General features: G+C 40.6%; 19 protein-coding genes. 11 read left to right on the top strand and 8 right to left on the bottom strand.

Annotated elements, in window-relative coordinates:
- The 10 genes from AB1Z56_RS24210 to AB1Z56_RS24255 all read left to right on the top strand — a co-directional run bounded on the left by AB1Z56_RS24210 (nucleotide 1) and on the right by AB1Z56_RS24255 (nucleotide 9,326).
- Nucleotides 1-912, top strand: a complete 912-nt coding sequence (locus tag AB1Z56_RS24210; RefSeq protein ID WP_426790369.1) for a ribonuclease Z — start codon at nucleotides 1-3, stop codon at nucleotides 910-912.
- 225 nt (nucleotides 913-1,137) lie between these two features.
- A complete protein-coding gene (gene hisC / locus AB1Z56_RS24215; RefSeq protein ID WP_426790370.1) occupies nucleotides 1,138-2,196 on the top strand; it encodes a histidinol-phosphate transaminase in 1,059 nt (352 codons plus the stop codon).
- A 4-nt stretch (nucleotides 2,197-2,200) separates the two neighbouring features.
- A complete protein-coding gene (gene hisB, locus AB1Z56_RS24220) occupies nucleotides 2,201-3,340 on the top strand; it encodes a bifunctional histidinol-phosphatase/imidazoleglycerol-phosphate dehydratase HisB (RefSeq protein ID WP_426790371.1) in 1,140 nt (379 codons plus the stop codon).
- A gap of 1 nt (nucleotide 3,341) precedes the next feature.
- A complete protein-coding gene (gene hisH, locus AB1Z56_RS24225) occupies nucleotides 3,342-3,941 on the top strand; it encodes an imidazole glycerol phosphate synthase subunit HisH (protein WP_426790372.1) in 600 nt (199 codons plus the stop codon).
- A gap of 12 nt (nucleotides 3,942-3,953) precedes the next feature.
- On the top strand, nucleotides 3,954-4,706 hold the full coding sequence (locus tag AB1Z56_RS24230) for a HisA/HisF-related TIM barrel protein (protein ID WP_309364714.1): 753 nt from the start codon (nucleotides 3,954-3,956) through the stop codon (nucleotides 4,704-4,706).
- A 1-nt stretch (nucleotide 4,707) separates the two neighbouring features.
- Nucleotides 4,708-5,460: an imidazole glycerol phosphate synthase subunit HisF gene (gene hisF, locus AB1Z56_RS24235; protein WP_309364712.1), complete on the top strand. Its 753-nt coding sequence runs from the start codon at nucleotides 4,708-4,710 to the stop codon at nucleotides 5,458-5,460.
- 114 nt (nucleotides 5,461-5,574) lie between these two features.
- Nucleotides 5,575-6,159 (top strand): bifunctional phosphoribosyl-AMP cyclohydrolase/phosphoribosyl-ATP diphosphatase HisIE, encoded by a 585-nt coding sequence (hisIE, locus tag AB1Z56_RS24240; protein ID WP_309364710.1) that lies wholly within the window; start codon nucleotides 5,575-5,577, stop codon nucleotides 6,157-6,159.
- A 287-nt stretch (nucleotides 6,160-6,446) separates the two neighbouring features.
- On the top strand, nucleotides 6,447-7,349 hold the full coding sequence (locus tag AB1Z56_RS24245; protein WP_309364708.1) for a WD40 repeat domain-containing protein: 903 nt from the start codon (nucleotides 6,447-6,449) through the stop codon (nucleotides 7,347-7,349).
- Nucleotides 7,350-7,471: 122 nt separating this feature from the next.
- Complete coding sequence (locus tag AB1Z56_RS24250) at nucleotides 7,472-8,692, top strand: LVIVD repeat-containing protein (protein WP_426790373.1); 1,221 nt, start codon at nucleotides 7,472-7,474, stop codon at nucleotides 8,690-8,692.
- Nucleotides 8,693-8,723: 31 nt separating this feature from the next.
- Nucleotides 8,724-9,326 carry a hypothetical protein gene (locus AB1Z56_RS24255; protein WP_309364704.1) on the top strand — a complete coding sequence of 201 codons (603 nt, stop codon included), beginning with the start codon at nucleotides 8,724-8,726 and terminating at the stop codon, nucleotides 9,324-9,326.
- Between the two features lie 139 nt (nucleotides 9,327-9,465).
- Here AB1Z56_RS24255 and AB1Z56_RS24260 read toward each other — a convergent pair whose 3' ends face one another.
- From AB1Z56_RS24260 to dacB, 5 genes are all read right to left on the bottom strand, one after another.
- Nucleotides 9,466-9,942: a GAF domain-containing protein gene (locus AB1Z56_RS24260; RefSeq protein ID WP_309364702.1), complete on the bottom strand. Its 477-nt coding sequence runs from the start codon at nucleotides 9,940-9,942 to the stop codon at nucleotides 9,466-9,468.
- 177 nt (nucleotides 9,943-10,119) lie between these two features.
- Nucleotides 10,120-11,976: a beta-N-acetylhexosaminidase gene (locus AB1Z56_RS24265; RefSeq protein ID WP_426790374.1), complete on the bottom strand. Its 1,857-nt coding sequence runs from the start codon at nucleotides 11,974-11,976 to the stop codon at nucleotides 10,120-10,122.
- Between the two features lie 856 nt (nucleotides 11,977-12,832).
- The gene (ruvA, locus tag AB1Z56_RS24270; RefSeq protein WP_313268934.1) at nucleotides 12,833-13,414 is read right to left on the bottom strand and encodes a Holliday junction branch migration protein RuvA; all 582 of its coding nucleotides are present in this window, start codon (nucleotides 13,412-13,414) and stop codon (nucleotides 12,833-12,835) included.
- 32 nt (nucleotides 13,415-13,446) lie between these two features.
- Nucleotides 13,447-15,729, bottom strand: a complete 2,283-nt coding sequence (locus AB1Z56_RS24275; protein ID WP_313268936.1) for an NADP-dependent malic enzyme — start codon at nucleotides 15,727-15,729, stop codon at nucleotides 13,447-13,449.
- A 93-nt stretch (nucleotides 15,730-15,822) separates the two neighbouring features.
- On the bottom strand, nucleotides 15,823-17,247 hold the full coding sequence (gene dacB, locus AB1Z56_RS24280) for a D-alanyl-D-alanine carboxypeptidase/D-alanyl-D-alanine endopeptidase (RefSeq protein WP_426790375.1): 1,425 nt from the start codon (nucleotides 17,245-17,247) through the stop codon (nucleotides 15,823-15,825).
- 236 nt (nucleotides 17,248-17,483) lie between these two features.
- On the opposite strand from dacB, the gene AB1Z56_RS24285 reads away from it, so the two are divergent.
- The gene (locus AB1Z56_RS24285; RefSeq protein ID WP_426790376.1) at nucleotides 17,484-19,259 is read left to right on the top strand and encodes an aminopeptidase P family protein; all 1,776 of its coding nucleotides are present in this window, start codon (nucleotides 17,484-17,486) and stop codon (nucleotides 19,257-19,259) included.
- A gap of 75 nt (nucleotides 19,260-19,334) precedes the next feature.
- On the opposite strand, the gene AB1Z56_RS24290 is transcribed toward AB1Z56_RS24285, so the two are convergent.
- From AB1Z56_RS24290 to AB1Z56_RS24300, 3 genes are all read right to left on the bottom strand, one after another.
- A complete protein-coding gene (locus tag AB1Z56_RS24290; protein WP_309364691.1) occupies nucleotides 19,335-19,742 on the bottom strand; it encodes a response regulator in 408 nt (135 codons plus the stop codon).
- Between the two features lie 18 nt (nucleotides 19,743-19,760).
- Complete coding sequence (locus AB1Z56_RS24295) at nucleotides 19,761-21,602, bottom strand: PAS domain S-box protein (protein WP_426790377.1); 1,842 nt, start codon at nucleotides 21,600-21,602, stop codon at nucleotides 19,761-19,763.
- A 269-nt stretch (nucleotides 21,603-21,871) separates the two neighbouring features.
- A complete protein-coding gene (locus AB1Z56_RS24300; RefSeq protein ID WP_426790378.1) occupies nucleotides 21,872-23,665 on the bottom strand; it encodes an alpha-L-fucosidase in 1,794 nt (597 codons plus the stop codon).
- Nucleotides 23,666-23,733 lie beyond the last annotated feature (68 nt).

The following is a 23,733-nucleotide window of genomic DNA, read 5'->3' on the forward strand; positions in this document are numbered from 1 at the left end:
ATGAAGTTTGAAGTTCTGATATTAGGAAATAGCTCGGCGACCCCGATATTTGATCGTCATCCGACTAGCCAAGTGCTGAACTTTAATGAGCAATTGTTTTTGATCGACTGCGGGGAAGGTACACAAATGCAGCTCAGCCGATATGGTATCAAAAGCAATCGCATAGGACATATATTTATTAGCCATTTACATGGGGATCATTATTTGGGTTTGGTGGGGCTACTCTCATCGATGCACCTTGTCGGCCGGAAAAGTGATCTCCATCTGTATGGTCCTTCTGCATTAAAGGAGATTTTGGATGTACAGTTTTTGCATTCCGAAACAGTTTTACGTTATAATCTTGTTTTTCATCCGATTTCACCTGAACGGCCGGGCGTTATTTTTGAAAATAGAACTTTAAAAGTAAGTACATTTCCGTTAAAACATCGTATCGCTTGTACTGGCTTCCGCTTTGACGAGGGACCTCGAGCCCGAACATTGCTGGGCGATGTGGTCCAGGAACTGAATATACCTACCGTGTATTTTCCGATGATTAAAAAAGGATTTGATTACGTCGATGAAAGTGGTAAAGTGTATACGGCAGATGAGCTGAGCCTTCCTGCTCCCTTATCGCGCAGCTATGTGTATTGTTCGGATACCGTACGGACGCCAGAATATCTGCCTTATGTGCAAAAGGCTAATCTGATGTACCATGAGTCCACATTCTTGCACGATATGGTCGATCGCGCAAAAGAGACGTTTCACACAACAGCGCTGGAAGCTGGAGAGATCGCCCGGGAAACTCACGCAAAGAAGTTGCTATTAGGTCATTATTCAGCTCGGTACAGAGACTTAAATCCTCTATTGGAAGAAGCGAGAACTGTATTCCCAAATACGGAACTCTCTGTGGAAGGTAGATGGTTTTCGGTGTAATTTTTTGTGAATTTCGTTTATTTTCCAACGACAGCTTTGTTACAGCCAAGGAAATACCGCTAAAAGAGAGACGCTCAAGGGGTAGAAAGGAAGAGGTATAAGCAAGTTTCTTAGCAAGATGAGCTGATATGCAATTGATGGACCAATGACCACAGGTGAATAATTGCTTATTGTATTGCATATGATGAACAATTTATCTAAGTTTACGGCTCTAATTTTTTTATAATGGATAATCCATTCAACTTAAACAACCTACTACGGGAAAATATTAAGAAGCTCGTACCTTATTCATCCGCAAGAGATGAATTTAAAGGGGAGGCATCCATATTGATTGATGCCAATGAAAATCCTTTTGGATCCCCACTAAACCATGATTACAACCGATACCCAGACCCTCTCCAACATCAAGTTAAAGCAAAACTTTCTAAAATAAAAGGTGTACCTTCAGAGAATATCTTTTTGGGAAATGGAAGTGATGAAGCCATAGATATTTTATACCGTGCATTTTGTACCCCCGGTGTTGACAATGTTATATTGGTTCCGCCGACTTATGGGATGTATGAAGTCTCTGCGAACATCAATGATGTTGCTTTCAAAAAGGTAAACCTGACTGCCGATTACCAGCTTGACTTGGATGGTATTGCCAATGCAATAGATGCACATACGAAATTGATCTTTATCTGTTCTCCCAATAACCCAACAGGAAACTCAATCCGTCGTCAGGATATTGAGGCGATCTTAAATAATTTTCAGGGGCTTGTTGTTGTGGATGAAGCTTATATTAATTTTTCTGCTGTCAAATCATTTACGCAAGAACTGGCTGAATACCCCAATCTAGTGGTATTGCAGACGTTGTCCAAAGCCTGGGGACTTGCAGCTTTACGGTTGGGAATGGCTTTTGCAAGCAAAGAGATTATAGCTGTTTACAATAAAATAAAGCCACCCTATAACATTAATCAGGCTACGCAGGATATCGTATTGGAGGCCTTGGATCAGGTTGATCAAGTCAATGACTGGATCAAGGAGACGGTCGCCGAACGTGAGAAACTGGTACGCGAACTGCTTGAGCTGGACTATGTACAGCATATTACACCTTCTGATGCCAATTTTATACTGGTCAAGATGGATCAACCACGTGAGGTTTACGATTACTTGGTTCAATATGGAATTGTCGTTCGAGATAGGTCCAAAGTTGAACTCTGCGAAGGCTGCCTTCGGATTACTGTTGGTACACCTGCCGAAAATCAAATATTGTTAGAAAAACTTAATCAAATCAATAAATAATACTATGCCTGATAACTTAAAACGTGTACTGTTTATAGACCGAGATGGAACATTGATTTTGGAACCTGAAGACGAACAGATCGATTCATTTGCCAAATTAAAATTCTACCCTGGTGCCTTGCAGTATCTGCCACGTATCGCAAAGGAGCTGGATTTCGAATTGATCTTGGTTTCCAACCAAGATGGTTTAGGAACTTCTTCCCATCCGGAGGAGAATTTCTGGCCCGTCCATCATTTTGTGATAGATACGTTTGCAGGAGAAGGAGTAGTGTTTGCCGAGGAACATATTGATAAAACTTTTCCACATGAGAATGCAGATACCCGCAAACCTGGAGTTGGTATGCTTGGTGCGTATTTTGATGCGTCGAAATACGATTTGAGCCAATCTTTCGTTATTGGAGATCGTGTAAACGATGTGAAATTGGCGCAGAACCTCGGTGCTAAAGCAATTTGGCTGCGTGCCAACGATCAATTAGGGGCTTTGGAAAACCTTGCGGTCGATTCAACTGTTATAGCTTTAGAGACAACGGATTGGAAGACTGTCTACGAGTTTCTTAAATTAGGGACACGTACAGCCGAACATCATCGAAAAACTAATGAAACGGATATTTTTATTCAGCTGAACTTAGACGGTTCGGGCAAATCGGATATCGAAACTGGACTGCCGTTTTTCGATCATATGCTGGATCAATTGGCTAGACATGGAGCACTTGATTTGACCATCAAAGCAAAAGGGGATCTTCATATTGACGAACATCATACCATCGAAGATACAGGCATCGCATTGGGCGAAGTCTTTTTGAAAGCGTTAGGTGATAAACGTGGAATTGAACGTTATTCCTATACTTTGCCAATGGATGATTGTTTGGCTCAGGTTGCATTGGATTTTGGCGGCCGTAACTGGATTGTATGGGATGCAGCATTTAAACGCGAGAAGATCGGAGACATGCCTACGGAAATGTTCTTTCATTTCTTCAAATCATTTTCAGATGCTTCGCGATCAAATTTAAACATTAAAGCTGAGGGCGAGAATGAACATCATAAGATCGAAGCGATCTTTAAAGCTTTTGCTAAATCTATCAAAAAAGCGGTAAGACGTGACGCCGACCATATGCAATTGCCAAGTACAAAAGGAGTATTGTAAGATGATAGGAATTATTAATTATGGTGCGGGGAATATTTTCTCGTTGACAGCGGCACTGGATCGTGTTGGACTTACCTATGGTATGGTCAATACAGCGGATGAGATCGATCAATATGACCGGATCATCATTCCGGGGGTAGGCCATGCTGGAGCAGCAATGGACAAGCTACAGCAATCCGGTCTGGTACCCTCGATCAAAAAGCTGCGAAAGCCTGTCTTGGGTATTTGTGTTGGCATGCAGCTGCTGACAGATTTTTCAGAAGAAGGAAATGCCGAAATGTTGAAGCTATTTCCTTTGAAAACGTTACATTTCGATGTCGGGAAAGCAGGTAAGGTGCCACATATGGGGTGGAACAGCATCTCCGTGCAAGCAAATAATCCTTTATTTGCCCATATCGAAGATCAGACTTACTTTTATTTTGTTCACTCGTATTTTATTGAATACGATGCAACTTATACCGCGGCGAAATGTGTTTATGGAGCACCTTTTTCGGCGGCGATTTCCAGGGACAATTTCTTTGGGGTACAATTTCATCCGGAGAAATCCGGGAAAGCAGGCGAGCAGTTGTTGCTCAATTTTTCAACTATTCAATTTGACTAAAAATATTCGACTATGTATATCATTCCAGCAATAGACGTTTTGGACAAAAAGGTTGTCCGTTTGAGAGAGGGTAACTACAATGACGTCACAACGTATGCGATTAGTTTAGAGGAACAGATCGAAAACTACCGTGCAAATGGTACGGAGTTGGTTCATATCATCGATTTAAACGGTGCAAAAGGAGACTTTAGCAACCAAGCTTATTTATTTGACATTATCCAGAAGACGGATATGAAAATACAATACGGCGGTGGTGTCAGAAGTATAGAAAAGGTAAAAGAATTGGTTGATGCGGGTGTTTATCGTGTTATCGTAGGGACACAAGCGATCACAAATCCTTCATTCTTGGAGGAGCTGGCTACATTAAACGAAGGGAAAGTAAAATATGCAGACCATATTGTTATAGCGATCGACGTATTGGATGAAGTCATCAAATACTCCGGCTGGTTGGAAAGCTCTCCAATCAAATTGATCGAATATATCGATAAATGCTTGGTTTTAGGATTCTTTCGATTTTTATGTACTGATATCAGTAAAGATGGTAAATTAGGCGGTGCAGGTGTTGAATTATACCAAAAGTTGCTGAACCATTCTCCGATTATCAAGTTAATTGCTTCTGGTGGTATCAGTTCGATGGAAGATATCCAAAAACTTCAGGAATTGGGGGCTGTAGAATCCGTTGTGGTGGGTAAAGCTATTTATGAAAATAGAATCTCCATCGATGAAATCAAAGATTGGAATTTAAAATCGTTAATCAGGTTTTAAAATGCTGGCAAAACGTATAATTCCCTGTTTGGATGTTAAAGATGGACGTACCGTAAAAGGAGTCAACTTTGTCGATCTCCGGGATGCGGGTGATCCCGTTGAATTGGCCTATGAGTATTCTCAACAAGGGGCAGATGAACTCGTTTTCCTGGATATTACAGCGACACATGAAGGACGTAAAACGACAATTGATTTAGTCAAAGCCGTGGCACGTCAAGTGAATATACCCTTTACAATAGGCGGTGGTATCAATGAAATCAAAGATGCTGATATTTTATTGAATGCCGGTGCAGATAAGATTTCGATCAACTCAGCTGCGGTACGGAACCCTGCTCTTATCAATGAGATGGCTGCCGCTTTTGGAGCGCAATTTGTTGTCGTTGCTGTAGACACCAGATCCATCGAAGGGCAGAATTTTGTCCACCTGAGCGGCGGACGAATTAAAACGGAATTGAATACTACTGATTGGATTATTGAGGCGCAGGAACGTGGAGCAGGAGAGATTTTGCTTACCTCAATGGATCATGATGGTACAAAAAATGGATTTGACAATGTTTTTTTAAAAGCAATAAACGACCAGATTCATATTCCACTGATTGCCTCTGGCGGAGCTGGTAATCAACAGCATTTTGTGGATGTTTTTCAGCAAGCCAACGTAGATGCTGCCTTAGCGGCATCGGTGTTTCATTATGGTGAAATATTGATTCCGGATCTTAAAACTACCTTGCGTCAAAATGGAATTGTCGTAAGATAGGAAACAAGATTGATCAAGGAGAAGTAAGTCATAAACTTGCTGAATGAAATCTTGAGAAGTTAAAAGAGAGCTCATGGTTCTTCGAAAATAATTTAAAATTGAAATACTAAAATCATGTTAGATTTTGCAAAAAGTGACGGCCTCGTTCCAGTGATTGTGCAGGACTTCCAAACTTTGGAAGTGTTGATGTTAGGCTATATGAACGAGGAAGCTTGGGAGAAGACACAAGCAGAGAAACGTGTTACGTTTTTCTCCCGAAGCAAAAATCGCCTTTGGACAAAAGGAGAGGAGAGTGGAAACTTTTTGAATGTAAAAAGCATCCATGTTGATTGTGATAAGGATACTGTTTTGATCAAGGCAGAACCAATGGGGCCTACCTGTCATACAGGGAGCAGAAGCTGTTTCAGTACAGACTTTAACCAAAACTTTCTGTTGGAGTTAGAGCGTATTGTCAACCATCGCTATGAACATCCTTCGGACGAATCGTATGTCAATCGTCTACGTTCTCGTGGTATTAATAAGATTGCACAAAAGGTCGGTGAGGAAGCTGTCGAAACTGTCATTGCGGCTTTGACCGAAACGGATAACGATTTTATCAATGAAACTTCGGATTTATTGTTTCATTTGATCGTGTTGTTGCGTGAGAAGGGCTTTTCGTTGGAAACAATCGCAAAAAACCTCGAGAGCAGACATCAATAGGTATTTGAAGGGACATCTTACTTCTTGCTCCTAGCTCACTTAAAATCGGAAGATGGCAAAATTCGAAATGGGGAGAAGGCTTTAAGCTAAGATGACAAAATAATCTAAGAAGTGCAGTATATTTGTGGATATACTGCACTTCTTGTTTTTAGCGACTAGTAAGGCAAATGGCGATGTTGATCGCTATAGGAATATTGGTCGATCAGTAAAGAATTTACCCGTATAAAATAAAAAACGAACGTAACATACCCAATCCTGTATAAAACGGAAGTATTAGCGAAATGACTATGGATATTACATTAAAATCGACATTACCAGGACATCAAAACCCTATTTTTTGTGTTGAGAAGGGCTATTATACGCACACATTTTTTACAGCTGGTAACGATAAGGGCGTTGTCGAATGGGATATTGAGCAGAATGCATTTAAGCGTATTCTCTGTGCAGTCAGTTCATCGGTCTATGCGTTACGTTTGATAACAGGAACGTCGATTCTTGCGATCGCCTTGCGCGAGGGAAAATTGCTTTTTGTCGATGTGGAAGAGCAAAAGCTTGTTGCCAGCCTACAGCTAGGCACTAAAGCTATCTTTGCGCTGGCTCATATGCCTTGGAAAAATGAACTTCTTGCGGTAGGAGAAGCCGGGACTCTGTATGTAATTGATCTGTCAACCTACCAAAGTATTTATGAGAAGCGTATATCCTCGACAACAATTAGGGCAATTGCTGTCGATGAGGGACTTGGACGAATCGCATTGGGCGATAAAGATGGGCAGGTTTATACGTTGGATAGTACTGATTTTCATGTTATCGCTGATTTGAAATTGCATAGCATGCCCGCAACTTCTCTCGCATTTGTCCATAATAAATTGTTAAGCGGTGGACGGGATGCGCAATTGGTAGTTTCGAATCCAAACCAATTGAATAATAATTTCTCCTTTGTACCCCATCTTTTTACCGTATACGGAATATATCCCCATCCCGAAGCTCCGATCTTTGCAACGGTCAGTCGCGACAAATCGTTGAAATTCTGGTCCACAGATGACTTCGCATTATTGAAAAATATAAGCCGTGAGAAAATGCAGGATGGTCATCATTTATCTGTTAATGCAGGGGCATGGTCGCAAAATGGACAATATTTCTTTAGTGTCGGTGACGACAAATTAGTGAAAGTCTGGGAATTTCGTTTATAAAAGATTGGGTAGAAGGTACGGACTAACTGAGCAGATAAAAAAAGATTTACTCTGTAGCGAATTCATAATTATATCGTTAACTATAGTAATTATAAATTTAATTGACCATATAGTTATATTTTATGAAAAGAATCTGGCTTATTTTGTTGGGTTGTATTGCGCTGGCGAGCTGTGATAAAATCGAAAGTAAAGGAATGTATCTGGCTCGCGTGCCCATATTTGAAACAATGGAAAGTATACGGGCTAAAGCTAATCCCGTAAGCAGTCCTACCGCAATTGTTCAAACTGGAAAGATCTATATTTATCAAGATTACTTGTTTATTAATGAGCCAGGGAAAGGCATTCATATCTTTAATAATGTCGATCCGTCAAAACCCCTGGCGATGGCGTTCTTGAGTATTCCCGGCAATGTGGATCTTGCTGTTCTAGACGGAAAGCTGTATGCTGATAGTTTTACCGATCTATTGACTTTCGAGCTCGAAAACCCTCCATCCCCCAAACTATTGACACGAAATAAGGATGTGTTTAAGATGTTGCTTCAAATGGATTACTTCAATAACACTGCCGATCGTATCATTACAGGATTCCGAGATAGTCTGGTAAGCTATAGCCAAAAAGATAAATATTCACCCTATGACCGAAAAGATATTATGTATAATGAGACCAATTCGGGAGCTGGAAAGGGAGGATCTACGGCGCGATTTACCATTGCCAATAAGCATCTATATGCTGTAGATCAAACAACATTACACCTTTTTAACGTGCAGAATGCAAGTAAACCGGCCTATGTAAAGGATATCAAAATAGGCCCTGGTATCGAAACAATTTTTCCCTTTAAAAATAGCCTGTTTATCGGATCCAATACAGGCATGGTGATTTATGATATCACGACGGCATCTGCTCCCGTAGAACTGTCACGTTATGCACATATTCGTGCCTGTGATCCTGTCGTTGTCAATGAGAAATATGCCTTTGTAACCTTACGTGCAGGCGTGGTATGTGGTGGACTGCAGAATTTGTTGGAAGTGATCGATATCCAAGATCTGAGAAAACCGATGTTGAAAAATACCTTCACTTTGGAGAGCCCCTATGGCCTGGCGCTAGCAGACCAAACCTTATATGTCTGTGATGGAAAATTTGGATTGAAGTCATTCGATGCCAGTGATGTTAGCCAAATAGGTAATAAGCTTTTAGAAACTCACAAAGATCTGATGAGCCTAGATGTTATCGCTGGACCAAAATCGCTGATCGTTGTTGGAGAAAAAGGTGTACATCAATACGATTATAGCAATAAAGCCAAATTGAAGGAATTGAGCACTATTCCAGTTATTAGATCCAATTAAGAAACTATTTAAAGAGCTTCATTATTCTGATATGAAAAGATTTTCGATTGCCATTTTGGCTCTTCTCGGGTATTTAACTGTTGATGCCCAAACAAAAAAATATACAAATCATAATGAATTTTCGGTTATTACTTATGGCCCTGCTTTTCTCGAATCTGGATTTGGCCTGCATACATTCCATGGGGTGCAGCTCCATGAAAATATCGCTCTGGGTTTAAATACAGGGGTCGATAGGTATCCTGTAAACAATGAAGGATCAAAATGGTTTTTACCACTCTCAGCCAAAGTGAATTATGTAGAATTCCCTGACAGAAAACGTAGTTTTTTTGCAGGATTGGATTTAGGCTATAGTTTTGCTTTCTTGAATAAAAATCTAGTCGAGAGCAATTTAAAATATGAATATCAGGGCGGCTTGTTGGTAAATCCACAGCTGGGTTGGCGCTTTAAATTTAAGAATTCAGCGAAATATTGGTCTTTGGCAACGGGATACCGGTATCAGCACTATAGCCGAAAGGATACTTATACGCGTCCCTCAGCAAACTTACCAGACACTAGCATAGGGTACGGAACAACACAAATGGATAAAAAATATGATCTGCACCGTTTTACCCTGCAGGTAGGCTTTGGTTTCTAGGTATCGATTGGATTATTATTTTAGCTGTATCAGCAGGTGTTTAATGCTTTAAACAAAAAAAATAGCGTAAGTGTAAGATGCGATTTTTGAAATCACAACTGACACTTACGCTATTTTATACTTTAGTCGTACAGATCGTTTACTTACTATCTAAAAGTTGTAGGATCTGCGTCAGGTATTTCTCATCGACTTCATCAAAACTATTTAGTTCACTGCTGTCAACGTCCAGCACAGCAATAATTTCTCCCTGTTTAAAAACCGGTAGAACAATTTCGGATTGCGAGAGCGAACTGCAGGCAATATGCCCTGGAAATTGTTCCACATCGGGAACTATTAATGTTTTTTCCTGTGCCCAGGCACCACCACATACACCACGGCCTTTTTTGATACGTGTGCAAGCTACAGGACCCTGAAAAGGACCTAATACAAGCTCGTCTCCCTCGACAAGATAGAAGCCAACCCAAAAAAAATTGAATTGTTCTTTTAATGCAGCCGCGATGTTAGCCAGATTGGCAATTTGATTAGGCTCGCCTTGCAATAGTCCCCCAATCTGAGGAAGTAAATTTTGATATTGTTCTTCTTTGCTACCTTTAGCTATTTGTAAATCCTCTGCCATAAAAATCTATGTAAAAAATCATGCATTTGCCCCAGGGACGTCATGCTCAAAATGTTCTGCTTTTCCATAAAACTCCACAGCTGTTTTATGGTGACGCAAGTAACATGACATGAAAAAGCGCTAATACGCTGTTCAAAGTTAACAGAATATTAGCGCTTTCTTATCAGGCAAATGTTATTATTTCTTTGTGTTGATAATGTTCACCCGAATGTAGTTGCTTCTTTTGCCGGAAGGCGTTACAACAACCGCTTTGAAAATACGTTCCTTGCCATTAGGAACCGTAATTTTTACTGGACCTGTATATTCTAAATCTAATTCCGAAGGATCATAGTTGTCCAAGGTGTAATAAATTTTGGCCCCTTCTACAGAAGGTTTCAGCCCGCGGATCGTATATTCTGAAGCATATACGGTGGTATCTGTTAGGCCATATACTTCCGGTACACGATAGAATGTATTGGTTTGGTCAAGTTTAGCCAGCTGATTTGCTGCACGCTGTTCTGAGAAATTTTTCCAGTTCTTTTTCTCTGGCTGTGTCCAGGCAATTTCAGAAAGCGCTAAAACGCGCGGTAACACTGTAAATTCGACTTTATTGGATGATCCAATATACTCTGTCCAAATATTTGCTTGTACACCTAAAACGTGTTTTTTGTTGTTCTCAGCAATTTTGCTAGGCATTGGGTCTGACGAATATACTTTGCTCAATGTGGAAAGTCCGCCGATACTTAAAGGTTCTCTGTTTTGATCAGGACCTTGTTTGTGATCAAAATATAGACCATAGCTGTTTGCCGTAATGATTACATCGTGACCTTGATTGGCTGCATCAATTGCGCCTTGATCGCCTCTCCAGCTCATGACGGTCGCATTAGGCGCTAAACCGCCCTCTAAGATCTCATCCCATCCAATGATACGTTTACCTTTGCTATTGATGTATTTTTCCATACGTTGGATAAAATAGCTCTGTAACTCATGTTCATCTTTGAGGTTGTTGTCTTTGATTCTTTTTTGACAAAATGGACATGTTTTCCATTTTGTTTTTGGACACTCATCACCACCAATGTGGATATATTCGCTAGGGAATAGGGGAATGACTTCATCAATTACATCTTCCAACAACTTGAATGTTTCTTCTTTTCCGGCACAGAAAACATCGTCAAATACCCCCCAAGTCTGAGCAGCTGTGTAAGGTCCTGGCTTATCACCACAGCCCAATTCTGGATAAGCCGAAAGTGCTGCTAATGCATGTCCTGGCATCTCGATTTCGGGTATAACCGTTACATATTTAGCTTTTGCATAGGCAACCACTTCTTTGATTTGATCCTGGGTATAGAAACCACCATAAGGTGTATTGTCATAATCGCCATCTGTCTTGTAGTTACCCAGCAGTGTCTGCTTGCGGTAACCGCCAATTTGAGTCAATTTTGGATGTGATTTGATTTCTATACGCCAGCCTTGGTCGTCTGTCAAATGCCAATGAAACGTATTCAATTTGTAAGATGCCAGAATATCAATGTATTTTTTAACAAATTCTACCGGAAAGAAGTGACGGCCAACATCGAGATGCAATCCACGGTAAGCAAAACGAGGCTCATCTTGAATAGAAGCCTGTTGAATTTCTATGCTGGCCTTTTTATCTACAGGTAGCAACTGGATCAAGGATTGCATGCCGTAAAATAGACCAGCAGCTTTTCCACTAACAGTCGCACGGTCCGAACTGATGTTAAGTTCATAAGCTTCAGCATGAGTAGATTTAGCATTTTTGGATGAGAAATAGATCGTATTGCTGCTCGCTGATTTCACTACTGATAAATTGAGATTGTAGTTGCTTTTTAGGAAATCCTGAAATAATGTTGCAACTTTTTTGTCCTCTTCGTTATCAAAGGCGATTTTGGTGTTTGGGTTGATTTTGAATGTACCATTTTTAATTTGAACCTGTTGCGGTAATGGCACAATGTTCAAGGTAGCATCTTTCTTTTCTTGCGCAAATACTGCTGCTCCTACACTTAGAGCCAGCGCAAGTGAAAATAGTTTCTTCATGCGTGAGATTATAACTGAAATAAGAAGCCCTAAAAATAGGTGAATAAATACGTTTTAGCAAAGAGAAAATGTAACAAATAGGGTATGAAAACACTGTTAACCGTGTTTCTGGGTACTTAGAAGCAGCTTGGATAACAGCCTGTTTGGGCTAGATCAATCGTTTGTTTAGTCTGTTAAAGAGGATATTTTACTTCGGGGAATAGTATCCAAATTTAGGTGGAAAAATTTATGCCTTTTAACTGTATCTATCCGTGTTCTACTGAGCAGCTGTTCAGGAGTGGACGCCTGTTTTTTAACGCAAGGAAAGAGCGTACATTATTTCCTATTGTCGCCAATACAAACACAACGGAATCTGCTTTTTCCGGAAAAAGTCTCATAAACGCCATTTATAAAGATGGCTACAATTGGTTAATTAGGCTGTAGTTTACATAAGGTAGGTGTTAAAACTGGAAAATCCTAATACCAAGTTCGAACTAATCACAATTTTTAAACAATTTTGAGACAGTGATGAGTCAGTGTTTATTCAGCCCACACTGACTCATCACTGAACAAGCACTGAACAAGCACTGAACAATCACTGAACAAGCTCTGTCAAAAGGCCGAATTTGGTCCCTATTTAATCTCCGTTTGCTGTACCTAAAAACCAAAGCGAAAAGAAGAAAAGGGCTACGCCTTTGTAAAGAATAAATCGCTGTTGTGATGCTTCCTTTTTAGTCCTCGATTTATTGCAAAACTGAGGTTCGGGAAATGACAAAGGAACCCGAAGGTTCCTTTATATCTTTTACGCTACAGCATTAGCGGTACGCATCCGTTATCTAATGATTAATATCGGATATGTTCAGCAAATGTGTATGCATTAAAGTCGTTTCAATGCTAATTTGATCATATCCTCTACGGAAAGATTGCTTTCGGTCTTTAAAATGACGTTTAATACTTTTTCTGCCGCGGCTTTGTTGAAACCGAGCATCACTAGTGCTGACAATGCTTCGTCCGGTACGGATTGAGATTGAATCGGTGTTGCCAAAGCTTCGAAGCCCTGTTTTTTTAATTTATCCTGAAGTTCGAGGATAAGACGTTGTGCTGTTTTAGGGCCAATTCCTTTAATCTTTTGAATCAGGGCAACCTGGCCATTGACAATGGCAGACTGGATCTCATCGGGTGTGTTTGACGAGAGGATCATCCGGCCTGTATTAGGGCCAATACCAGAAACAGAGATCAGATTTTCGAACAGTTTTTTCTCGCCTTCTGTCGCAAAGCCGTAAAGCGTGTGTGAATCTTCCCGAACTTGCAGTGAAATAAATAATTTACAATTTTCCTGATCCTTGATTTGGGAAAAGGTATAAAGAGAGATGTGGACATAATAGCCAATCCCACTCACATCGATAACAACATGAGTGGGGGCTTTATATGCTAATTTTCCATTGAAATATTCGTACATAGTATACGAATATAGGAAGATTTTAAGCTATTCTATAAATTTTTAAGATGTGCTTGTACGTCTACTACAGCAATGGTAACCATATTGACAATTTCGCGCACCGAGCTATCCAATTGCAACACGTGAATTGGTTTGTTCATACCCAAAAGGATTGGACCTACCGCTTCCGCTTCACCAACTTCTTGCAATAATTTATAAGCGATATTTCCAGACTCCAAATTAGGAAATACGAGTGTGTTCGCTGATTTTCCATTTAGGCAGCTGAAAGGGAAATTCGCTGTCAGCATTTCGCTATTTAGCGCGAAGTTTGCCTGTAAGTCACCATCAGCGATAATTTCCGGGTGTTGATCGTGTAGAATCTGCGCTGCGGCTCTTACTTTCGTTGGCGTTTTTCCTTCGCTTGAACCAAAATTAGAATATGACAGCAAGGCAATACGCGGTTGTATATTCATGCGTTTCACAGCTTTGTCCAGTAGCAAAGTAATGTCTGCTAATTCTTGTGCTGTAGGATCTTCATTTACGGTTGTATCACCCATGAAGATCGGACCTTTTTTTGTCAACATCATATACATCCCAGCCACACGGCTGCCTGGTTTAGCACCGATTACATGTAATGCTGGACGGATTGTATTCGCGTAATTTTTGGTCATACCCGAAATTAGGGTATCCGCTTCGCCAAATTCCACTAAAGAGGCACCAAAATAGTTACGGTCATACATCAACTTACGGGCATCGTATTTCGATATACCACGACGTTGTCTTTTTATGTAAAGATGCTCGATAAATTTCTTGGAACGCTCCGTTTCGTTGTCTACTTCAGCAACAGGATCGATGATTTCAAGGCCATCCAATTCAAAAGCATATTCTTTGATTAGACGTTCAATTTTATCTCTTCTACCTAAAAGAATAGGAATTGCAATGCCTTCTTCTTTAACGATCTGTGCCGCACGCAACGTTTTGTAATTGTCTGCTTCTGCAAAAACAACACGTTTAGGATCTCTTTTAGCAGCCATAGTCAAATTGCGCATAATCGCATCATCTTTACCAAGACGTTTACGTAGGGCATCGCTGTATTGATCCCAATCTTCGATTACGGTCTTTGCCACACCTGATGCGATGGCAGCTTTTGCAACAGCCATAGAAACTTCAGTGATCAAACGCGGATCGGTAGGTTTTGGAATGATATATTCTTCCGAGAATTTTAAATTGCTGGTGTTATAGGCTTGATTTACTTCTTCCGGAACAGGTTGTTTCGCTAAATCTGCAATTGCACGCACTGCGGCAATTTTCATTTCTTCGTTAATTGCTGTTGCACGTACGTCCAAAGCACCACGGAAGATATAGGGGAAACCCAATACGTTATTTACCTGATTAGGATAATCTGAACGACCTGTACCCATGATAATATCGTTACGCGTAGCCATGGCCAAATCATAAGCAATCTCAGGATTTGGATTTGCCATCGCCAATACAATCGGGTTTGGAGCCATCGATAACAACATCTCTGCCGACATGACGTCTGCTGCCGATAAACCGATAAATACATCCGAATCTTTTACAGCATCTGCTAGGGTGCGAATATCGCGATCTGTTGCATATTGTGCTTTCATACTGTCCAGATTTTCTCTGTCAGTACGGATGACACCTTTGCTATCCAGCATCACAATATTCTCTTTGCTAGCACCTACTGAAATATACATTGCTGTACACGACATTGCAGCTGCTCCAGCACCATTGACGACGATTTTTACTTTTGAAATATCTTTACCGATAATTTCGCAGGCATTGATCAATGCGGCACCTGAAATGATTGCTGTACCATGTTGGTCATCATGCATCACTGGGATGTTCATTTCTTCTTTTAGACGACGTTCGATTTCAAAACATTCCGGTGCTTTGATATCTTCCAGGTTGATACCTCCAAAAGTAGGCTCCAATGCTTTGACGATGTTGACAAACTCATCGACATTTTTGGTATCCACTTCGATGTCAAATACATCAATATCGGCAAAAATTTTGAATAATAAACCTTTACCTTCCATGACTGGTTTACCAGCTTGGGCGCCAATATCGCCTAAGCCCAGTACTGCTGTACCATTACTGATAACAGCAACAAGGTTTCCTTTTGCGGTATATTTATAAGCATCTTCTTTGTTCTCAGCAATAGCCAAACATGGCTCCGCTACACCTGGAGAATATGCTAAAGATAAGTCTCTTTGCGAATTTGTTGGTTTGGTCGGAACAACAGCTATTTTACCAGGTCTACCCATTGCGTGGTAGTTTAACGCTGCCTGTTTACGATTAGTGTTACTCATTACGATTTTATTAATTTAAGGCTACAAATCTATCATTCTTTTTGATAATTGGAAATATTTGCCAATATCTTATTATAATTAGACAATAATATGTTACTTCAGGACATCCAACAGTTTAAACATTTGCTGACGCATGCTGGACGCCGACCCAGAATAGTTATTGACCAGCAAAGTATAGGTAAAAGACTGTCCTGTTTTACTGGTATGTACACCTGTATAACCAAGTACGCCACCAATTGTTCCACTTTTCATCTTCATATTGTTATACGTAGGAAGACTTTCGTAGAAGGCAGGGTACCAACTTTGTTTTTGTGCATACTGCATAATCTTATTCATGGCTGATGTGGTCACCCTATTTTGAGGAGATAGACCAGAACCATCCATACTATTGAGTTCACTGGATTTTATGCCTAATTTGGCATTCCAATATTTCTGTATATAATAGGCACCATCGTCGGTCCCCGTTTTACCCGCTGTCGTATAGGCGATCGCTTTCAACAAGGCTTCTCCATAGAGGTTGATGCTCTTTTGGTTAAACCAGTAGACAATTTTGTCTAAGGTCGGGGATAGGTGGATATCCAGGTTTTGTTTCTTTGAAACATCGACCGAATCCATCTTTGTTCCGGTGGCAGGCAGCTCACTTGCAACAATACCGTTGTTGTTTAAGACTTCGTTTAATTGATAAGCGAGATCGTAAGCTGGGTCTGGAGAGGCGAGCTCAATTGTTTTCTTGAGATCCTGGCCATAAGAACCGCGAACAAATATCTTGGTTGAATAGGGGGCAGCATAGGCGTATACATTGTCGCCGCTTCCCGATTTACCAGTGGTTGTTTCATTGATAATTTCCAGATAGGGAACATGGGCTGTATAGTTAAGGACCTCCGCTTTGGCGCCCACCTTATTGCTTGGGCTGAAATTTATGCCAAAAGCGTTCTCACACCAATTGAGCGAAGAAATCCCCGCGCCGTAATAGTTGCCCATGTCGGTCCAGATCCAACCGCCCGGAAGCTGGTTTCCATTATAAAGTCTGTCATCGGCGATGATCGCCCCATTAATACTTTTGATACCGGCATTTTGGATCGCTGTAAGCCACTTGTTCAGTATTGTTGTTGCCTGGGTCTCCGGATAGCGGGCGCTGCCAAGGGTGGGATCTCCCGTGCCCGTCACAATAATATTTCCGTTTAACACACCATTCTCGTCAATCTCCCCGGTATAATACAAGGTTGTTTTGAACTGATAATTTTTGCCCAGGAAATCCAGCGCTGTAGCCGAAGTGATTACCTTCATGGTGGAGGCGGTCGCCAATCCGATATTCTCATTCGCTGCGAATACAGTTTGGCCTGTTTTTCCATCGAAAACTATCAATGAGCTCAAACCATTCCTGAGGCTTTCCTGATTTTGAAACTGCGTAAAAGCATCCTGGATTTTACTGCGAAGATCCTGTGCAAATAGTGGAGTGGTAACGGTCGTTAACGCATAAGTAGAAAAAGCAATGGTACTTAGCACAAATTGGTTCATATATAAAATTTTTTATCGTCCTATGGTATATCCTGATTTATCTTCGATGAGCTTGTAAACACGGTTATCTATATCCGTACTGGCAATCATGGATATTTCGTCGGATTTATCATGATGACTTGAACGTAGCCTATTTTAAGGCAAAAGCGTTCGTTGTGTTACGTTTGTTTTATTTGGCTTAAAGTTAGGCATTCGCCCCTAAAAAATCCTAACTTGCATAAAATTGTATAAACGACATGAAGCATATCGAAAAATTAGCTGCCATTCGTGAGGCGATGAAGGTTCAGGGAATCGATGGATATATCATCCCATCATCAGATCCTCATATTAGTGAATATCTACCAGAACGTTATAAATGCATCGCCTGGGCATCGGGTTTTACAGGATCAGCAGGTACTTTGGCAATCACGCAGGATTTTGCGGGCCTTTGGACCGATTCTCGCTATTTTGTCCAAGCGGCAGAACAATTGGCTGGAACAGGTTTTGAATTGGTGAAATTGAAAGCACAGGGAGCTGCGGAGTACGCTGATTGGTTGGGAGAGCAGTTGAGTGCCGGTGCTAAAGTTGCTTTTGACGGCAATCTTGCTTCTTTATTGGTGGCCCAATCTGTTCAGCATACTTTGGAGCCATTGGAGATCAAAGTGGATGGTCACATTGATCTGTTGTCATCACTATGGGAAGGACGGCCAGAGCTGCCTAAGGCACAGGCCTACCTGTTGGGTGAAAATATTACGGGACAGTCAACGGTTTCTAAAATTGAAGCCGTCCGTGCGGAGATGAAAAAGAATAGGACCGAAGCACACCTGATTTCATCACTGGATGACTTAGCCTGGTTATTAAATATCCGTGGTCAAGATGTTCCATGTAATCCTGTTGTTTTGGGTTTTGTGCTGATTACTGCCGATAAGGCAACACTGTATATCGAGCCTTCAAAGCTGACAGTGCAGGCAACTGAGGAACTGAAAGGCTACGGAGTAGATGTTGCGGCTTATGAAGATATCTTTGAAACAATTCCGACATTGGAGGTGGCGTCAATTCTTATCGATCCGAAACGGACCTGTTTCGCTGTTTTCGACAGCGTACCTAAAAAGGTTAAAATTGTCGAGAGAATAAATCCTTCGACGAGTTTAAAAGCGATTAAGAATAAGGTCGAAGTTGAAAATAACCGCCATACCTTTGTCAAAGACGGCGTCGCATTGACTCGTTTTTTCAAATGGCTGGAAGAGAATGTTTCCTCTGGGGAGCTTTCGGAATTATCTATCGCCGCCAAATTACGTGGATTTCGCGAAAGCCAGGAAGGCTTTGTTGATGTATCGTTTACGACAATTGCTGGGTATTTGGATCACGGTGCCCTGCCGCATTATTCGGCAAATGAAAAATCAAATTATACATTGCAACCTAAAGGTTTGTTATTAGTAGATTCTGGGGGGCAATATAATACGGGTACAACAGATATTACAAGGGTGGTAACGCTCGGAGCTCTTACACAAGAGGAAAAAGAAGATTATACACTGGTACTCAAAGGAACCATAGAAGGTTCACAAGCGATCTTTCCTACTGGAACGCGCGGTTATCAGATCGATGCAATCACGCGTCGTCCGCTGTGGGAAACATTACGCAATTACGGACATGGTACCGGACATGGTGTAGGCTTCTTCCTGAACGTACACGAAGGTCCGCAAGTGTTCAATGCAGCAGCGATTGATGTGGCTGTTGAACCGGGCATGATTACTTCGATAGAGCCTGGATTGTATCGCGTAGGTAAGCATGGTATCCGTATTGAGAACTTAGTATTGACCCGTAAAGCAGGTTCTTCTGAATTTGGAGACTTTCTGGATTTTGAGACATTGACTGTATGTTATATCGCAACCGATTTAATCGAAAAATCCCTGTTGGATAAAAAACATATCGCTTGGTTGAATAATTATAATCAGTGGGTATTTGATCAATTGTCAATACATCTTACCGCAGAGGAAAAGAATTGGTTGGCCGAAAAATGCCAAGCTATTTAATAAAGAAGGAATTAAATTACCCCTCAATTGTTAGATTGAAAACTTTTGGGGGGTATTTTTGTGAATCATGATGTTTTAATAGGGTTCTTTTAGAATACTATAGATGGATTCTTTTCCAAAGGGTTTCAGAATGAAGCCGCTTATAAATGGGTAATTTGCGAGTTGCTCTTGGTCACTTTTGCTTGTCGAAGAACTAACAATATATATCTTTGTTTTTTTGATGAAATCTGTTCGATCCTCCAAGGTATCCATTAATTCCCAGCCCGTCATAAATGGCATATTGATGTCAACAAAGAGTATTGGCGGTATCGAAGATTGAGTAATGTCGTTGTTATCCAAAAAATCCAATGCATCCAGCGCATTTTTAAAAGAATGGAATTCAATTCCATATTGAGAAAATCCCTGAAGCATATGGCCGAATATGGTACGCAAGATGGCGTTGTCATCGATAAGAATTATCTTTCTTTTGTTTTCCTGGTTCATGGTAGTTTAGACTGATTTTTATTGCTGTTCCGACGCAGATTTGGGAGAGTTTTTTGTTGAAAACTTAATCGAAAAAATGCTCCCTTCATCTAATTCACTTTGTATATCTATCTTTCCACCCAAAGATTCAACTTGATATCGGGTAAGAAATAAGCCGAGACCCCGACTCTCAAATCCACGGTGAAACACTTTTTTGAACATGAAAAGTTCAGATTTATATTTGGGGAGATTAATACCAAGACCATTGTCCCTGATGGTCAACAGTATGCCGTCGTTTTCAGCGAAAGTTCGAATTTCTATCTGAGGAGCTCGATTGGAGGGCGTAAATCGCAGTGCGTTACTAATCAGGTTGCTCAAAATACTTTCTAGGTAAATTTTGGGATAATAGATATCCTTTACGTTGAAGTCTGTGGAAATTATTGCATTCTTCTGTTGTATTTCGGCGATAAATTGCTGCTGTACTTTTTTGAAAACAGTTAGAAAGTTACAGGTTTCGTAAACTAGTGAATTGTTGGACCGGAGTTCGAGTATATCGCCTAGGTCATGCAGTGTCTGCGTGAGATCGTTGCCGCTGATACGTAAAAGGTCTAAAAAATCAGTTTTTATCTTTTCATCGTTGGTAGCCTTTATTTCGTCAATAAGCATTTGGATATTACTTAGCGGGCCTTTTAAATCATGAGCGAGGATATTGGCAAATTCTTCTAGTTGTCGTATTTTGGTTTCAAGATCTATTTTGACTAAATCTGATTCAATTTTTTGTCTTTTTAGGATTTCGATATTCTTCTTTGATTCGGAAATATCCTGAACCTGAACGATCAGAAATTGGGCGGTATTGGCGTTATCAAAAACTGCCGCAACGGTTACAGAACACCATACAAAATGACCTAATTTATGTAGATAGCGTTTTTGAAGCGTGAATGCATCGATTTCACCCTTGACAAGTTTTTCTCTAAGTTCAACATCTTTGTTTATATCGTCTGGGTGTGTCCTTTCGGTAAACTTGGTTTTCGACATTTCTTCATGAGAATAACCAAGAATTTTGGTTAACATATTGTTGGATTCTATGCAGTAACCTTCGAGGCTTGTCAAAGAGATTCCTAGACCCGATAAATAAAATGCTTGATTAAACTTGTGCTCATTGAATTTACTCTTTTCATTGGACTCGACTTGTTTCGTAATATCGGAAATAACTAGGGCTACCCGGTTCTGGGCCCTATGTATCGGTTTAATTTGTAAACGGTACCATTTGTCCTTGTGCTCTTTTAAATTGGATTGAAAATCCATCTTAAGTTCACGATCTAATTTTAATGAATTTTGTATTAATTGAACAGCGGGCACTGCTAGATCAGGTGGGAAGAGTTCCGTGAGGCTCTTATTTAGAAATTCTTCTGGCGTGTAGAACAATAGATCCGGATTGTTGGTCCAATAATTTTTAAACACCCCTGTATCTGTTACTTCAAATACGAGATCATTCAATGACGCAACAAGCAACTGTAGCTGGTGCTGTTTATCTTCTAGGCCCCGATTTTTATTGACCAATTTCGATACATCGATAAAAGAAATCAAAAGGCCTCTTTTGTCGTCTTCCACAATAAGATGAACGGTAAATTGATACCATCTAAATTGTTCGCCTTCTTTTCGTCCTAGGATAATTTCATTTTGGTTTTGTTTAGTTGAGAGGGCGATGAAAAAAGGTGTTTCTGTAGGGGGCAGTATCGAAAGGTCATCTGCTGTGTAAAATGTAATTAGCTCATGTATCTTATTGGTATCTGTTGTGTTTTCGAGCGCTAAAAGCTCCTTCGCACGGTTGTTAAACTGTAGAATAGTACCGTCTTCTGTGGTCGTGATTAATCCTTCCAACCTTGTGTTAAAGGGTTGGTCCGAAAGCACTGATAAAGAGTCCCGTTGCAGATGCATTATCCAACAATGTTTAGGATTAATTTTCTCATTTATAAGCATAAGCGGCATATTCAGCCCCTGTTTGCAAAATTGGTAACTTTTACCCCAAAATAATAAATAAATATTAAAATATGTAACTTTTTATATAAATTACTAGTAGGCAGATTGTTATGTATGCATAGCAATCTGCCTGATGATTTTTGTGGTCTTCCAAGTGCAAGACCTGGTGCTTAATCTTTAATTTTTTCGAGCCATATCCAATTAAACCAAAGTGGTTGCAATTGTTTACTTTTAAAGGTTACGATGTATTTTCCGGGCTTATCGAATTTAAATTTGCCGATGCGGTGTTCTACAAATTCTTCGGTATAGTTGTTTTCATTGGGCTCTACCACCATTTTGTTTGTAGGGGCAAAACTTCCTTCCAACCGCTGATTGGCGGTACTGATTTCAAAAACGCTATTTTCTTTATTGGGATTATGTGCTGAAAAATCCAGTGAATAAACGCCAGCTTCAGGTATGGTTACTTCCCAATCGATTTTAGTGTCGCCTGTAAGTACCGCATGTGTTGGGTTCTTGCCATTATAGCGTACAATTTTGAGTCCCTGGTTGAGACTATTGGTCGATTTCAATGAGAAGCCACCAAAGGTAGATTCTGGGATGGTGTTTTTGTCCAGTTCCAGGGGACCGTTAAAAGTCAATTTAACCTCCGAAACGTAATGATCCGGTTGTGCAGCTGGTAACTGAATATGGATCAAACTGAGATTTTGATCAAATTTTATCGGGGTAGACGTATTTCCGTTCCTCAAGGCAACTTGTTCTGGCGTCGATTTGATTCCTGTAATTCGAAGTGTGTGATCTAAGGGCCAATTAAAGACGTGTGCGTATACCACCGTTTTTTGACCTTCTTTTTTGGTGGTCAGATATCCCCAATCGAAATGGTTGTTTTTTAAATCAAGCCCTGTACTGCCATAAATGCCTTCTCCGTATGTGTTTAACCAATTTCCCACCTCGTGTAGGCGGCTGACACTCTCGTAAGGAACTGTTCCATTGGCACGCGGACCGATATTTAAGGTAAATCCACCGTTGAGACTTACATTGGAGATCAACGATTGGAAAATTTGACTGGTTGATTTCCACTCGTTTTCTTGTCCATTGTAACCCCATGAATGGGCGATCGTTCCGGGGGTCTCCCAAGGGTGGCTAATGTAGTTGCTGCCAAATTGGTTATCACCAAGTGTCTCAAAGTCCACATTTGTGGCATCTGTAGGAAGCCCCAGGCGTGAGTTGATCAAACAATTGGGCTGTAACTCACGGATTAATTTGACGACTTGAAGTAACTGCTCCTTTTTAATGATGGATTTTTGATAGGGGATCCACATATCGAACCATACCAGTGCAATGTCGCCATAGTTAGTCATCAACTCGCGAAGTTGAGGGATCACTTTTTCCTGCCAATATTGATTGTATTGAGCATCGGTAACATGTCCCGAAAGCTCCTGTTGATGGTTCCAACCATAGGGGTGCTCCCAATCAATCCAATGTGAATAATAGAACCCCAATTTCATTCCATGCTTTTTACAGGCTGCTGCAATATCTTTGATGACGTCCCGATTAGAACCACTCAATTTTGGAAGGCTATAATTCCCAACTTTCGTATCCCAAAGGGCAACACCGTCGTGATGTTTGGCGGTGATGATGATATATTTCATCCCAGCCTCCTTTGCTAGAAGAACCCATTGCTCGGGATCTATTTTACTCCAGTCGAAGCGTTTGGCCAAGGTACCGTACTCTTCTTTGGAGACGCGGTTGCGATATCTTAACCATTCGGCATAGTTGTTCATATAACGTAAAGGTTCACCCTTCCACATGCCTTCAGCCGCACTGTATAGCCCCCAATGAATAAACATGCCAAAACGGGCATCTTTAAACCAAGAGGCTTTTTCAGAAGTTTGTGCAAATAGTCTGGCAGAAATACTGAATAGCAATAAAGCCAAAATCAGCAGTCGCTTGATTGATGGTATCATAGAGGTTGTTCTGTTTTTTGATTTACAAGATAGGCAAAAAATCGAACATCGATATTTTAAAACGAAAA

This window comes from Sphingobacterium sp. WOUb80 (assembly GCF_050058145.1).
GTDB lineage: Bacteria > Bacteroidota > Bacteroidia > Sphingobacteriales > Sphingobacteriaceae > Sphingobacterium.